The organism is Pseudozobellia sp. WGM2 (genome assembly GCF_017810075.1).
GTDB lineage: Bacteria > Bacteroidota > Bacteroidia > Flavobacteriales > Flavobacteriaceae > JADNYK01.
On record NZ_JADNYK010000002.1, the window covers coordinates 757132 to 770872 of the forward strand.

Below are 13741 nucleotides of genomic sequence, written 5' to 3' on the forward strand. Positions count from 1 at the left end.
ATCATCAACAAAAATCAATCATCATGATAAAAAATTATTTAAAAATCGCCTGGAGGAACCTAATGAAAAATAAAGGGTATTCGATTATAAATATTGGCGGACTGGCCTTAGGTATGGCAGTTACCCTGATTATTGGGCTTTGGGTGCATGATGAATTGTCTCATAACGATTACTTTAAAAAGAAAGACCGGATAGCACAAATTTTCCAGTCGCAGACTTTTAACGGCGAGATAGGTACGGGCCCTGCCATACCTCGCCCTTTGGAATTCGCCTTAAGGGAAGGCTATGGAGATAATTTTAAACATTTGGTCATGGCTTCTTGGACAACGCCTTTGTATCTCGGTTATGGTGAAAAAAGCCTTTCTAAAGAAGGCAATTATATGCAACAGGGAGCTCCTGATATGCTGGACTTAAATATTTTAAAGGGGGAAAAGGATGGCTTGCGAAAAATTAATGCGATTATGCTCTCAAAATCGGTATCCGATGCACTTTTTGGGGAAGAGGAGCCCATAGGAAAGGTAGTGAAGGTCAATAGTCAATTTGATGCTGAGGTTACGGCGGTTTATGAAGATATTCCCGCGAATAATTCGTTTAACGATTTACAATTTATACTCCCTTGGGAAAAATATCTTACCGTTCAGGAGTGGATTAAGAACGCCAAGGATCAGTGGGGCAATAACTCTTTTCAATTGTTCGCTGAAATACCTGAGAACAGTACCATGAATCAGGTAACGGCGGCCATTGAAGACGTAAAAAAGGACGAAAGTGGAGATGAAGCCGAATTTAATCCACAATTATTCCTTTTGCCCATGAAAGACTGGTATTTGCGTAGCAGTTTTCAAAATGGTCAACAAGTGGGCGGTAGAATTAAGTATGTATGGCTTTTCGGTATTATTGGGGCCTTTGTGCTTCTTTTAGCGTGTATCAACTTTATGAACTTGAGTACGGCCCGCTCAGAGAAAAGAGCCAAGGAGGTAGGTATTCGAAAATCGATAGGCTCACAACGCCGGCAGATTATCAATCAATTTTTAAGCGAGTCGTTTCTTGTTACCCTTTTCGCTTATGTATTGGCCGTTATTACGGTACTGCTGTTACTAGATGGGTTTAACGATTTGTCTAGAAAGGAAATTGTTTTCCCTTGGAAAAATGGAATCTTTTGGTTGATTTCCCTCGCTTTTATTTTGTTTACATCTCTTTTGGCGGGAAGCTATCCTGCATTGTATCTATCGTCTTTTAAACCGGTTGATGTGCTAAAGGGAACTCTTGCCGTAGGTAGATATGCTGGTTTGCCTAGAAAAATTTTAGTGGTGCTCCAGTTCACGGTTTCAGTTGCTTTTATTATCGGAACGGTGATTGTAATGCAACAAATCAATTACGCTAAGAATAGGCCCGTTGGTTATGATACAAAAGGGCTAGTGCAAATTCCAGTGATGAGTAGAGACTTTGATGGAAAATACGATTTAATGCGCAGTGAATTTATCAAGTCTGGAGCGGTAGTTGAAATGTCCGCCTCCAGTGCTCCAACAACTTCCATATGGTCTAATAGAGGAGGATTTACCTGGGAAGGAAAACCCGATAGTTTTCAAGAAGATATGGCATGGACGGAAGTGACCCCTGAATACGTTAAATCGCTCAACCTTAAATTATTGGAGGGTCGAAATTTTAATCGTGAATTGGCATCTGATTCCAATGCGGTGTTGATCAATGAAACGGCAAAAAGATATATGAATTTGACCGATCCAGTAGGAACTTATATTAAAGACGAAGACGTGGAAGACCCTTTTCCGCCCATGAAAATAATTGGCGTCGTGCAAGATATGATTGCCCAATCGCCCTATGAGCCTGTAAAACAAGCCGTATATGCATTTGATAAATGGGGAAACCAAAGCTTCTATAACCTTCGCCTGAATCCCGATAGAAGTGCCAGTGAGAATATCGCTACGATTGAAAATGTGTTTACCACCCATTTTCCCGACATTCCCTTTCAATATGATTTTGTCGATTCTGAGTATGGTGAAAAGTTTGCCGCCGAAGAGCGTATAGGAACACTGTCGGCTATTTTCACGGCTTTGGCCATTCTCATTAGTTGTCTTGGGCTGTTCGGACTCACTTCGTACGTGGCGGAGCAACGCAAAAAGGAGATAGGCGTCCGTAAGGTGTTGGGGGCCTCGGTGTTCAACGTCTGGAACATGCTTTCCAAAGATTTTTTAAAGTTGGTGGTAATTTCCTGCTTTATAGCCATACCCATTGCCTACTATGTGATGAACGGCTGGCTGCAAGATTATCCGTATAGGGTATTATTAGAATGGTGGATATTTCTTCTTGCGGTTGTAGGCGCTTTGGCAATTACTATTTTAACGGTGAGTTTTCAAGCCATAAAAGCTGCCAATGCCAATCCTATAAAAAGTTTACGAACCGAATAACCATCCTGAGCCATTGACAATAAAAAATTAAAAATGCATTTTCTACTAACTACTAACTACTAACTACTAACTACTAACTACTATGCTACTACAACTAAATAATATTTTCAAATGGGTACAGCAAGGGGGGCAACGGGTGTTCCTTTTAAAAGACATCAACCTTACTGTTGAAGAAGGAGAATTTATATCCATCATGGGGCCATCAGGCTCTGGAAAATCAACTTTATTGAACGTAATCGGAATGTTAGATAATTTTGATGAGGGCGAATATAGTTTTCTTGATGAACCCGTACATCAATTGAAAGAGAAGCATCGAGCCAATTTGTACAAGCAGTATATCGGTTTTGTTTTTCAAGCCTATCATCTCATAGATGAACTTACCGTGTACGAGAACCTTGAAATGCCTTTATTGTATAAAAAACATTCAGGTTCTGAACGTAAGGCGATGGTTGCCGATATGCTCGACCGATTTAATATCGTGGGGAAAAAAGATTTGTTCCCGACCCAACTTAGTGGTGGTCAACAGCAGTTGGTAGGTGTGGCACGAGCCTTAATATCAAAACCGAAACTAATTCTTGCCGACGAACCTACGGGTAATCTGAATTCTGCTCAAGGGGAAGAAATTATGCAGTTGTTCAAAGAATTGAACGAAGAGGGAGTGACCATTGTTCAAGTGACCCATTCCGAAAAAAACGCGTCCTATGGTAGACGAATAATTAATTTATTGGATGGTCGTAGGGTATAAAGAAGTACTGGCTTTCTAAAATTTCATTTTTTTAGTAACTACTGACCACCCCGATCACATTTACCTATATAAGCATACCACATTTCAATACAAACGCTTTAGTTTCTTGACCTTATGTTCTATCTTTGTTGTTTAGAATGATTTTACATAATGAAGATAGATAAGAAGGAAGTTTTAAAGGCATTGGAGCATATTACAGTACCAGGTGAAGGTCAAAATATGGTCGAGGCCGGGGCGGTGAAGAATGTACAGATATTTGGCGATGAGGTTGAAATCGATATAACGATTGCCAACCCTAGTTTACAGGCTCGTAAGAAGACCGAAGTAGAGATTTTAAAGATTATTCATAGCGAAGTCTATGAAAAAGCTAAAATTAAGATTAATATCAAGGTAGATGCGCCGGCGGCCAAACCCAAAGTCAATGAAATAAAAGGGAAACCAATTCCCGGTATAAAGAACATCGTTGCTGTAGCTTCTGGAAAAGGGGGTGTCGGAAAATCAACGGTTACGGCAAATTTAGCCGTAACTTTAGCAAAGATGGGCTTTAAAGTAGGTCTTCTCGATGCCGATATTTATGGGCCTTCAATGCCGATAATGTTCGATGTGGCGAATGAAAAGCCTTTGGCGGTCAATGTGAACGGTAAATCGAAGATGAAGCCCGTTGAAAGTTATGGGGTGAAAATGCTATCTATCGGATTTTTTACCCAACCGAACCAAGCGGTCATTTGGCGAGGACCTATGGCCTCCAAGGCATTAAATCAAATGATTTTCGATGCGGCATGGGGCGAACTCGATTTTCTATTACTTGATTTGCCTCCGGGTACGGGCGATATTCATTTGAGTATCATGCAAGCGATGCCCATTACGGGTGCGGTTGTGGTCAGCACACCGCAAGAGGTGGCTTTGGCCGATGCTAAAAAAGGTGTAGCTATGTTTCAACAAGACTCAATTAACGTTCCCGTATTAGGAATCGTTGAGAATATGGCTTATTTTACACCAGAGGAACTTCCAAAGAACAAATATTATATCTTTGGTAAAGAAGGTGCCAAACACTTATCCGAAGATTTAGGTGTACCTTTCTTAGGCGAAATACCTTTGGTGCAGAGCATTCGTGAAGCGGGTGATGTAGGTCGCCCAGCTGCCTTGCAAACTGCAACTCCCGTAGAGGAAGCTTTTGAAGAATTGACTAAAAGTGTGGTGCAAGAAGTGGTAAGCCGAAATAAAAGCCTGCCACCGACCGAAGCGATTAAAATAACAACAATGGCGGGCTGTTCCGCCGTGAAGAAAAAGTAGGTATGACAACAATGACTGCTGAAGAACTGCGAATGAACGTCGAAAAGGCGTTGGAGGAGATACGGCCATTTTTGCAGAGCGATGGGGGCGATATATCGCTGGTGTCCATTGATAACGAGAACTCCGTAAAAGTTAAACTAGAAGGTGCCTGTATAGGCTGTTCGGTTAATCAGATGACATTGAAAAGTGGCGTTGAAATGACTATAAAGAAATATGCCCCTCAAATTGAGGAAGTTTTAAATATTGTCGAGTAGCTTATCCATCAAAAAAAAGCAAATTTTTTTATTGATCTTCGGAAAGCGTCTTCACATCATACTTAACGCTGTATCTTAATGATTCAAACAGATATCCTGATTATTGGGGCAGGGCCTACCGGTCTTTTTGCCGTTTTTGAAGCTGGTCTATTACAACTAAAGTGCCATTTAATAGATGCTCTGGCGCAGCCGGGTGGGCAATGTTCAGAAATTTATCCGAAGAAACCTATATATGATATTCCTGGGTTTCCGGAGGTGTTGGCCGGTGACTTGGTCGGTAATTTGATGAAACAGATCGAACCTTTTCAGCCTGGTTTTACCTTGGGTGAAAGGGCAGATACCATCGAAAAGCTAGAAGACGGGTCTTTTATTGTAACCACCAATAAGGGTACAAAACATCATGCGCCCATCGTAGCTATTGCTGGGGGTTTAGGAAGTTTCGAACCACGGAAACCTTTGCTAGAGAACCTTAAGAAATTTGAAGATAACGGGGTGGCCTATATGGTGAAAGACCCTGAAGTTTATCGCGGTAAAAAGGTAGTCATTGCCGGAGGAGGAGATTCTGCCCTAGACTGGTGTATTTTTCTAGCGGATGTCGCTTCTGAAGTAACCTTGGTGCACCGAAGAAATGAATTTCGTGGAGCACTGGATTCCGTAGAAAAAGTACAGCAGTTAAAAAATGAGGGTAAGGTCAATTTGATTACTCCTGCTGAAATTGTAGGATTAAACGGAAAAGATAAGCTGGAGTCCGTGTTAATCAGAAAAAAGACCACGGCCGTAGAGGATATTACTTTGGAGGTCGATAGCTTTATTGCCCTTTTTGGACTATCCCCTAAGCTGGGCCCTATCGGGGATTGGGGATTGGAAATCGAAAAAAACGCCATCAAGGTAAATACTTTTGATTATCAGACAAATGTTCCCGGAATATATGCCATTGGTGATATCAATACCTATCCAGGTAAATTAAAATTGATCCTTTGTGGGTTTCATGAAGCGACATTGATGTGCCAGAGCGCTTATCAACGCATATATCCTGATAAGAAATATGTCATGAAATACACGACCGTAGGCGGTGTGACCGGATTCGACGGTTCTAAAAAAGAAGCCCCTAAAGCCGTAATCAAAAGTATCGATTAAATAGCCTGAAAATTGGGGCAATAGGTTTACTTAGCGACAGCGTTACAATTTGTTCTATAAGACTGTGAAAGGCCCTTTTTTTGTGAGAATGTTGTTCGAATCTAATTCTTAGATTAATCTACCTTATATTTGCGGAAATTTTACCATCTTGGCCAATAAATTGGTCTTAGTTATAATATCAAATGAAATAGGGCCATGTCCGATATTAAAATAAAAATTACAGACCGCGAAGGGGTTACTCACGAAGTAGATGCCCCAACAGATATGAATATGAACCTCATGGAAGTGGTCCGCTCGTATGAGCTTGCTCCGGAGGGTACAATCGGTGTTTGTGGTGGTATGGCCATGTGTGCTTCGTGTCAATGCTACGTGAAGTCTGAACACGAACTTCCGGAGATGTCCGATGATGAAGATGCTATGCTAGCTGAGGCATTCAATGTTGAAGATAATAGCCGTTTGGGCTGTCAAATTCATATGACCGAAGATTTGAATGGTCTCGAGGTGGAATTGGCTCCTGAGAGTTAAATTCTGGCCTGATAGGTAAATAGGTTGTAATATCTACCTTCTTTTGTAATTAGTTCTTCATGCGTGCCCTGTTCGGCAATCTTACCATTTTCGATAACCAAAATCTGGTCCGCTTTTCGAATGGTACTTAGCCTATGGGCGATAACAAAAGTAGTTCTACCCTCTGTTAAAGCAGCTAAACTTTTCTGGATCAAGGCCTCACTTTCAGTATCTAGGTTTGAGGTGGCTTCATCTAAAATCAAAATCTTTGGGTCTGCCAACACTGCTCTTGCAATAGCGATTCGTTGACGTTGCCCTCCTGAAAGTTTTACACCGCGTTCTCCAATAAGGGTATCCAATCCGTCATCAAAGCGGTCGGTAAATTCATCTACATAAGCCGCTTTAACAGCAGCTTGCAATTCTTCTTCTGAAGCATTGGGCCTTGGAAACAGAATATTCTCTCTGATAGTACCTTCAAATAGAAAATCGTCTTGTAAGACCACACCGAGAAACTGTCTAAAACTGGTCAGATCAACTTTTGATAAATCTTTACCATCAATACTTATTTGCCCTCCATCAGGATTTAAAAAACTAGCGGCGAGACCGGCAATGGTAGATTTTCCTGAACCCGAGCTTCCGACCAGGGCTATTACTTCTCCTGCTTTTACATCAAAACTGATGTTGTGCAACACTTCTTTGTCTTCTTCGTAAGCAAAAGATACATCGTTAAAACTCATCTCTCCCCTAAACTCTGTTAGAACAACGGTTCTATCTTTTTCATCAGCTTCCGAAACCTGGTTCATTAGTTCTTCGGTACGATCCAATCCCGCTAAAGCTTCTGTCAACTGACTACCAATGTTGCTCATTTGTACGATAGGCGCGACCATTAATGCCAGCAAAAAGGTAAACTCAAAATATTCACCGGTCGTCAGTTCACCCTGCATCATTTTATAGCCGCCAAAGCCCATCATGATACCTGTTGTGGCCAAGCCCAGCAGAAAGGTAGATGAACTGGTCATCAAAGCCGTGGCGGTAAGGCTCTTTTTTACATTATTATATAACCTCTCGACCCCTTCTTCGAATACCTTTCCTTCTTGATGTTCGGCATTGAACCCTTTGATTACCCTAATACCTCCCAGTGTTTCGGTCAATCTGCCTTTAACTTCGGCATTGATCTTACCACGCTCTCTAAAAACAGGTCTTATGATTTTAAAGGCTTTTAGGGCGATAAAAGCAAATAATATAAGCGGTATAAATGTCAACAAGGTCATCGATGGGCTAATTCGTAATAATAAGATAAGTGAGCCAATTGCGGTAAGGCTACCGCCGACCAATTGTACTAGCCCAGTGCCGATAAGGTTGCGAACACCTTCAACATCACTCATAATTCTTGAGACCAAAGCACCTGATTTGGTATTGTCAAAAAAACGAATGGGTAGTGAAAGTACTTGTTTCTGAACTTGGGCCCTCAATTCTGAAATCATAAACTGCGCTTGAATACTAAGCACTTTTGTTAATAGAAATGACATTACGGCCTGAACTAAAAATGCCAAAATAACTACCGCTACCAAAATCTTGAGCAGGTCATAGTTTTTATTGGGTACGATGTCATCTAAAAAATACCTGAGGGATACCGGGGCGACAAAGCTGGCAGCTTTACTGATGATAATCAAAAGCAACCCGAGAAACACCAATTTTCTTCTTGGCCAAATAATTGTTTTAAAGGCAGTGAGGATGCTAACTTTCTTTTCTGACATAGTAGATTTTAGAGCAATCAAAGTTACGGCATTCCGTAGAAAGAATGACAAGTGTAAACTAATCGAAATTCAATGATTTGAGTTGATATCCGCTTAATCTTTAGTAATAATCAAAGAGGCCTTGGATCCCGTCGACAACAACCACTTATTGGAATAGATTAATTTACCTTGATCATCATAAACATCGATTTGTGCGGTATTGGGAGGAGATGAACCAACATTCAAAGCCTCAAAATCGATTCGGTTGAACCCTTCTTCTAAATCGACATTTACCCCTTTAAAAGAACCTGTTAGTAAAATATTCGGGTCTGCTACTTTTTCGTTAACGTAGATTTTTACCCGGTCACCATCTACATATTCATGGTCGCGGCAAACAATGCCTACAAAAGTGCCATTACTTTTAACATCGCCCAAATACATATCGGGGAAATGTTCTTTTGAGCCTTCTTTGGGTCTTCTGGGCCCTGCTTTGGGGTCAATTTTCATCCCGTAGCCCGCCTGCACCAAATTACGGTCATCTTCCATTTTTACCGGATTTCGAGCACTCATATCCATTTTAACTTCAGGATTGTTGTTTACGACCGAGGGTATTTTTAATGAGGTGCCCTGCTCGGGTTTTTTGGTGTCATCAATTTTATTGGCAACATCGATTTTAAGTTCTTTTTGTGCAGGAATATCAGTCTGGGCCATACCTATAAAGGATAGCAAGAAGAGCAAATAACTGATGTATGTCGATTTTCTGAACATAATATATAGCAAAGTAAAGATAACAAATACCCTGCCATGGGGGCTTAACACTCTGTTAAAACGATAATTTACGGAAAATCGTATCAGCAATTACCTGATGACCTGTTGCATTGGGGTGAATCGGATCTTCATCATAACAGGCTTGTTGTTTGGCAAGCAAAGGTTTGTGAATATCGATTTCCATTTTGGAAATCGGATGCTGCATGCCCAAAACAATATCCTTAAATTCAAGAAGTACTTCTGTTTCGTAGTTGGGGTAGGGGTTTTTATAACCGTAGGGTACTGAGTTGGAAAGATGCTTCAAGGGAGCTGCCTCCAGTGCCAAGGGTGGAGGGGTCAAAAGAATGGCTTGAATATCTTTCTGTCGAAGTTTTTCAAGAAACGAGTACACCCCGATTTTAAAACTATTGAACAGCTTTTCGGAGGGTTTACCATAAATACCGCAATTGATTCCATAGCAGAACAAAGCCACATCAAGCTTGTTTTCGGTAAGAATTTCATCAAGGCGTTCAAAAAGATAAGGTCTTGGGCCGGGGTGGTCCTCTTCGGTAAGTCCGGAGACGGTTTCGCTACTTTTACCGAAATTCAAAAACTTTAAGTTAAGTTCAGGATGTTCGGCATCAAATTTTTCCTGTAATATTTCTACATATCCGTGGCCGCCAGCGTTGGTAATACTATCACCGAAACAACCGATGACCATGTTTTTTTCGAGCTTAAATTTTTGTCCGTCGAAACAGCCTATTAGGCTGCTGCCCAATACTGCAAGTGCGGAGCTGTTGACGAACTGTCTTCGATTCATGCCTTAAACTTATACGTAAAAATCTAAAAAAACTAGTCTTCCCAAGTCGTTTTTAGAAAATTTAAAAAGTTTCGGCTCATGATAGCTTCGATGTCGTAGTTCTCGTAACCGCGGTCTTGCAAAAGTTCAGGAATTTTCTGCAAGTCGGCAATGGTATCAACATCCATAGGGCATTGTTCAGTGCCAAAACCTCCGTCTAAATCGGTGCCGATACCGACATGTTTGGCGTTACCTGCAATTTGGCAAATATGGTCAATATTATTGAGCGTTTGTTCTAAAGAACAGTTCATGGCTTTTGGGGTCGATTTGCCCCGCTTCCAGTTGGGTACCATCATCCAAGCATCCAAAGCCATTCCGATTACCGCTCTTCTTTCGATTAACGCTTTAATTTGCTCATCGGAAAATTGCCGATTATGATTGACCAGTGCTCTACAATTGTTATGACTGGCCCAAACGGGCCCATTGTAATAATCTAGGGTTTCCCAAAAACTTTGGTCACACAAATGTGTGGCGTCTAAAATAAGATTCAACCGTTCAATTTCCTTCAATAGTGCTTTGCCCTTTACACCAATACTGCCAGAAGAGTCGGTGCCGAAAGCGTAGGTTCCGGGGCCATAATGTGCCGGACCTATAGCTCGAAGTCCGTCTTCATAAGACTTTTCCAAATAATCTAAAGAAACTATAGAATCGGCACCCTCAAGGCTCAAGATATAACCAATAGGTTTTTTGCCCTCTTTAGTTTGCCAAAGTTCAAGATGCTTTTCTAATTGTGCTTTATTTCTGATTTGAACCATTTCGCCAATATCTTCCATGGTTCGATACCAAGCCAATTGACCTTGGGTCTGTGCCCAAGCTTGTTGGGGTGAGTTCCATCCCGGTAAACGGTTCTCTTTTTTTACGTAGCGCGCAATTTGGGTGGCCATACAAAGTCCAATATTCCCTTTTCGCATTGCCTCAAGAGAAACGGTGTTTCTACTTCGGTCAGGTTTATCGGTCATGCCTTGTTCACTTTCACGGATATCGTCGACCGACCAAGTCAGGTTTCGGTTCCATTCCATGGCGTTCATGGAAAGGTCTAAATGAGCATCGAAAATAAACATGTCTAGAGTGTTAGGGTTTGGTTTCGGGCGGCAACTTTCCAAGAATCGATAATTTCAGCATCTGAAACGACCTGTAAATATTCATATTTGGCAACCGTTGGGCAGATGTGCATGGGAATGGCATAAGCAGTATCGCCTACATGGTAGTTTTGACTATTTTCGCAATCGATTACGAAATGTTCTTCACTTTGACCCTTCTGGTTCCAATCGTCTACATTCAAAAATTGAACTCTCGGAAAAGGCATTTCTGAAGCTAGAGATTTATGCCCTAAATCGGTACAGATCGTATTTTTTGCGGGTTTGCTTATAATGCGAGTGAATAGAACTGCTGCTGGAAGAAAGTTCATTTCGGGAAATAAACTTCCATAACCGGCATCCCAAAGCAATGTAGTTCCGGGGCTCGCTTCTATACTTTCTCTTTTGGCATGAAACGGAAAGGTAGGTGACCCACCGGCCACAATATTTTTTATTTCGATGCCTTCCGATATTAACTTACTCTTTAGGGATAAAACTTTCTCAAAAGCTACGTCACATTCTTTTTCACGTTTTAGTACATCGGCATTTCTAATATGGCCGTCATAAGCATGAAACCCCATGGGGCGAATATTGGGGTCGGCTTCCATTTGACGATAAAGTTCAATAGCCGTTTCATCGGTTAGAATGCCCGTACGGTTCATTCCTGTATTGATATCCATCCACAGCGAAACCTTCCTGTTTTTTGCATTGGCTTTTTTAGTTATCTGCTTCAATATACTTGGATGGTCTACCAAGGTAGAAAATTTTGTGTTTGGAAATGTTTCTGTTAGTTTAAAGAAACGCTCGATATTTGCGCCGACAGGTTGCATGGCCAACAAAACATCTGGGGCATGGCATTTTGCCAAAAGTTCGGCCTCTGCTATTGTGGCACATTTAAACTTATAAATGCCATGCTGTAGTTGCAGTTTGATTATTTCTGCCGATTTATGGGTTTTTATATGGGGCCTTAGAAAATCAACATCTCCGGACATTTTCAACATCGTTCTTATGTTGTGTTCTATGCGTTCAGAATACACCAACAATGAAGGAGAGATTACACTTTCGGTATTTTTAAGTGCGTACCACGGTAGATTATTTGTCATAAAAATCAATGTAGTTCAAACATGGCTTCTACTTCAACAGGTATTCCGCCAGGTAAGATCATGCCAACGGCGCTTCGCACACCGACCCCATTATCCGCCCCAAAAATATCGGCCATGAGTTCGCTAAAACCATTAATGACCAAAGGTTGATCGCCAAAGTCAGGGTCTGAATTTACCATACCCAAGGTTTTCACAATTCTTTTAATTCTGTTGATATCTCCAAAATGGGTCTGTATTGTCGAAATCATAGTTAAACCCACTTGTCTCGCACCCAATTTAGCTTCTTCGAGGGTCATATCATGACCAGCACGGCCTTTCATAAGGTTGCCGTCAGGTAACATGGGGCCTTGACCTGAGATATACAGAAAATTATCTACTACCAAAATCGGTTTGTACAGACCTGCCGGCGGAGGGGCCGGAGGTAGCTCTAAACCCAAAGTCTTTATTCTTTCGGATGGTGAATCGCTCATATTTTTTTATATAAATGTGTCTAAAATTAAAACTCCGATAAGACCCATAACACCTACGGTGGTTTCCATGACCGTCCAAGTACGCAGGGTATCTTTTATAGATAGATTAAAATATTCTTTGTAAAGCCAAAAACCCCCATCATTAACGTGGGAAAGCATCAAGCTACCAGAACCTATAGCCAATACCATGAGTTCAGGGCTCACCCCATTACCGACCAGAGGCATGGCGATGCCAGCGGCTGTAAGGCCGGCTACCGTTGCCGAACCTACGCAAACGCGAATCACCGTAGCGATGAGCCAGGCGAGAACAAGCGGTGAAATAGTAGAGCCTTTTAGCATATCGCCAATATATTCGCTCACACCACTATCGATAAGTACTTGTTTTAAAGCTCCGGCGCCTGCGATAATCAAAAGCACCATTGTTATGCCCGACACTGCACTTGCGACAGAATCCATTACCTCTTTCATTTTTTTACCTCGGGCGATACCCAAAGTGTAAATGGCGACCAAAACTGAAATTAACATGGCTATTACCGGATCACCTAGAATGTCAGTTATTTTTCTAATTATATTTTCTTCGGGAAGAAGCAACGCGACCACAGATTGTAAGCCGATAAGAATGACAGGTAGTAAAGCGCTAAAGATACTGGTCATGGTGCTTGGCATCTCGTCGTCTGTCAACACGGTAGGATTCAAAAATTCTTTTAGTGGGGTAGCCTCAACATTTTTTATGGTTCGTGAAAACAAAGGGCCAGCGACAACTATGGCCGGAATGGCAACTATGATACCGTAGAGTAACGTTTTACCAATATCGGCATTGAACATTACCGCGATGCCCGTTGGAGCAGGATGCGGAGGCAAATATCCGTGGGTAACCGATAAGGAAGCCAACATAGGTAGACCCACATAAATTAATGGAAGCCCTGTAGCTGCAGCGACTGTAAAGACTAGGGGTATAAGAATAACAAAGCCTACGGTGTAAAACATCGGTATGCCCACAATAAAACCAGTCAACACTACGGCCCACTGAATATTCTTTTTACCGAATTTCTCTACCAATTGGGTTGTAATACGTTGTGCCGCTCCGCTATCCGCAACTAATTTACCCAACATGGCACCGAGGCCAAGAATCAAAATAAGATAGCCTAAGGTATTCCCGATTCCCGTTTGTATCGATTTAGAAACCGTTATAAAGTCCATGCCTTCGGCTACACCGACCAGAAGAGACACAATAACGAAAGCGATGAAAGCATTCAACCGAAAACGGGCGATTAGAATAAATAAGAGAATGATTCCGGCAATAACAATGGCGAGAGGCATAGGTCAGGTTTAAATAATAAGCTTTAAATATACAATTTTGAGAAGATCATTATTTTATATAGCGCAGTGAAGAA

Annotated in this window: 13 protein-coding genes; 6 read left to right on the top strand and 7 right to left on the bottom strand. The window is 41.5% G+C overall.

The window, feature by feature from the left end:
- The first annotated feature begins 23 nt into the window (after nt 1-23).
- From IV512_RS06830 to IV512_RS06855, 6 genes are all read left to right on the top strand, one after another.
- Complete coding sequence (locus IV512_RS06830) at nt 24-2423, top strand: ABC transporter permease (protein WP_209401831.1); 2400 nt, start codon at nt 24-26, stop codon at nt 2421-2423.
- Nucleotides 2424-2505: 82 nt separating this feature from the next.
- A complete protein-coding gene (locus tag IV512_RS06835; RefSeq protein ID WP_209401833.1) occupies nt 2506-3168 on the top strand; it encodes an ABC transporter ATP-binding protein in 663 nt (220 codons plus the stop codon).
- 150 nt (nt 3169-3318) lie between these two features.
- On the top strand, nt 3319-4461 hold the full coding sequence (locus tag IV512_RS06840; protein ID WP_209401835.1) for an Mrp/NBP35 family ATP-binding protein: 1143 nt from the start codon (nt 3319-3321) through the stop codon (nt 4459-4461).
- Between the two features lie 11 nt (nt 4462-4472).
- Nucleotides 4473-4715 carry a NifU family protein gene (locus IV512_RS06845; RefSeq protein ID WP_209401916.1) on the top strand — a complete coding sequence of 81 codons (243 nt, stop codon included), beginning with the start codon at nt 4473-4475 and terminating at the stop codon, nt 4713-4715.
- Between the two features lie 78 nt (nt 4716-4793).
- Nucleotides 4794-5852: an NAD(P)/FAD-dependent oxidoreductase gene (locus tag IV512_RS06850; protein ID WP_209401837.1), complete on the top strand. Its 1059-nt coding sequence runs from the start codon at nt 4794-4796 to the stop codon at nt 5850-5852.
- 195 nt (nt 5853-6047) lie between these two features.
- Complete coding sequence (locus tag IV512_RS06855; protein ID WP_100869971.1) at nt 6048-6377, top strand: 2Fe-2S iron-sulfur cluster-binding protein; 330 nt, start codon at nt 6048-6050, stop codon at nt 6375-6377.
- Here the strand turns inward: IV512_RS06855 and IV512_RS06860 are convergent.
- The 7 genes from IV512_RS06860 to IV512_RS06890 all read right to left on the bottom strand — a co-directional run bounded on the left by IV512_RS06860 (nt 6374) and on the right by IV512_RS06890 (nt 13667).
- Entirely contained in the window at nt 6374-8113 is a 1740-nt protein-coding gene (locus IV512_RS06860) for an ABC transporter ATP-binding protein (RefSeq protein WP_209401839.1), read from the bottom strand. The two genes, IV512_RS06855 and IV512_RS06860, sit on opposite strands and share 4 nt — an antisense overlap.
- A 93-nt stretch (nt 8114-8206) precedes the next feature.
- On the bottom strand, nt 8207-8860 hold the full coding sequence (locus IV512_RS06865) for a hypothetical protein (protein ID WP_209401841.1): 654 nt from the start codon (nt 8858-8860) through the stop codon (nt 8207-8209).
- A gap of 55 nt (nt 8861-8915) precedes the next feature.
- On the bottom strand, nt 8916-9659 hold the full coding sequence (locus IV512_RS06870) for a GDSL-type esterase/lipase family protein (protein ID WP_209401842.1): 744 nt from the start codon (nt 9657-9659) through the stop codon (nt 8916-8918).
- A 32-nt stretch (nt 9660-9691) separates the two neighbouring features.
- Complete coding sequence (locus IV512_RS06875) at nt 9692-10759, bottom strand: dipeptidase (protein ID WP_209401844.1); 1068 nt, start codon at nt 10757-10759, stop codon at nt 9692-9694.
- A 2-nt stretch (nt 10760-10761) separates the two neighbouring features.
- The gene (locus tag IV512_RS06880; RefSeq protein WP_209401846.1) at nt 10762-11877 is read right to left on the bottom strand and encodes a D-TA family PLP-dependent enzyme; all 1116 of its coding nucleotides are present in this window, start codon (nt 11875-11877) and stop codon (nt 10762-10764) included.
- A gap of 5 nt (nt 11878-11882) precedes the next feature.
- The gene (locus tag IV512_RS06885) at nt 11883-12347 is read right to left on the bottom strand and encodes a RidA family protein (protein WP_209401848.1); all 465 of its coding nucleotides are present in this window, start codon (nt 12345-12347) and stop codon (nt 11883-11885) included.
- A 6-nt stretch (nt 12348-12353) separates the two neighbouring features.
- Nucleotides 12354-13667: a gluconate:H+ symporter gene (locus IV512_RS06890; protein ID WP_209401850.1), complete on the bottom strand. Its 1314-nt coding sequence runs from the start codon at nt 13665-13667 to the stop codon at nt 12354-12356.
- Between the last annotated feature and the right edge of the window lie 74 nt (nt 13668-13741).

Bases quoted from the DNA above. Each gene is read 5' to 3' on its own strand.
- IV512_RS06840 (WP_209401835.1), top strand. From the start codon at position 3,319: ATGAAGATAGATAAGAAGGAAGTTTTAAAGGCATTGGAGCATATTACA.
- IV512_RS06870 (WP_209401842.1), bottom strand. From the start codon at position 9,659: ATGAATCGAAGACAGTTCGTCAACAGCTCCGCACTTGCAGTATTGGGC.
- IV512_RS06865 (WP_209401841.1), bottom strand. From the start codon at position 8,860: ATGTTCAGAAAATCGACATACATCAGTTATTTGCTCTTCTTGCTATCC.
- IV512_RS06875 (WP_209401844.1), bottom strand. From the start codon at position 10,759: ATGTTTATTTTCGATGCTCATTTAGACCTTTCCATGAACGCCATGGAA.
- IV512_RS06885 (WP_209401848.1), bottom strand. From the start codon at position 12,347: ATGAGCGATTCACCATCCGAAAGAATAAAGACTTTGGGTTTAGAGCTA.
- IV512_RS06855 (WP_100869971.1), top strand. From the start codon at position 6,048: ATGTCCGATATTAAAATAAAAATTACAGACCGCGAAGGGGTTACTCAC.
- IV512_RS06880 (WP_209401846.1), bottom strand. From the start codon at position 11,877: ATGACAAATAATCTACCGTGGTACGCACTTAAAAATACCGAAAGTGTA.
- IV512_RS06830 (WP_209401831.1), top strand. From the start codon at position 24: ATGATAAAAAATTATTTAAAAATCGCCTGGAGGAACCTAATGAAAAAT.
- IV512_RS06860 (WP_209401839.1), bottom strand. From the start codon at position 8,113: ATGTCAGAAAAGAAAGTTAGCATCCTCACTGCCTTTAAAACAATTATT.
- IV512_RS06850 (WP_209401837.1), top strand. From the start codon at position 4,794: ATGATTCAAACAGATATCCTGATTATTGGGGCAGGGCCTACCGGTCTT.
- IV512_RS06890 (WP_209401850.1), bottom strand. From the start codon at position 13,667: ATGCCTCTCGCCATTGTTATTGCCGGAATCATTCTCTTATTTATTCTA.
- IV512_RS06835 (WP_209401833.1), top strand. From the start codon at position 2,506: ATGCTACTACAACTAAATAATATTTTCAAATGGGTACAGCAAGGGGGG.
- IV512_RS06845 (WP_209401916.1), top strand. From the start codon at position 4,473: ATGACTGCTGAAGAACTGCGAATGAACGTCGAAAAGGCGTTGGAGGAG.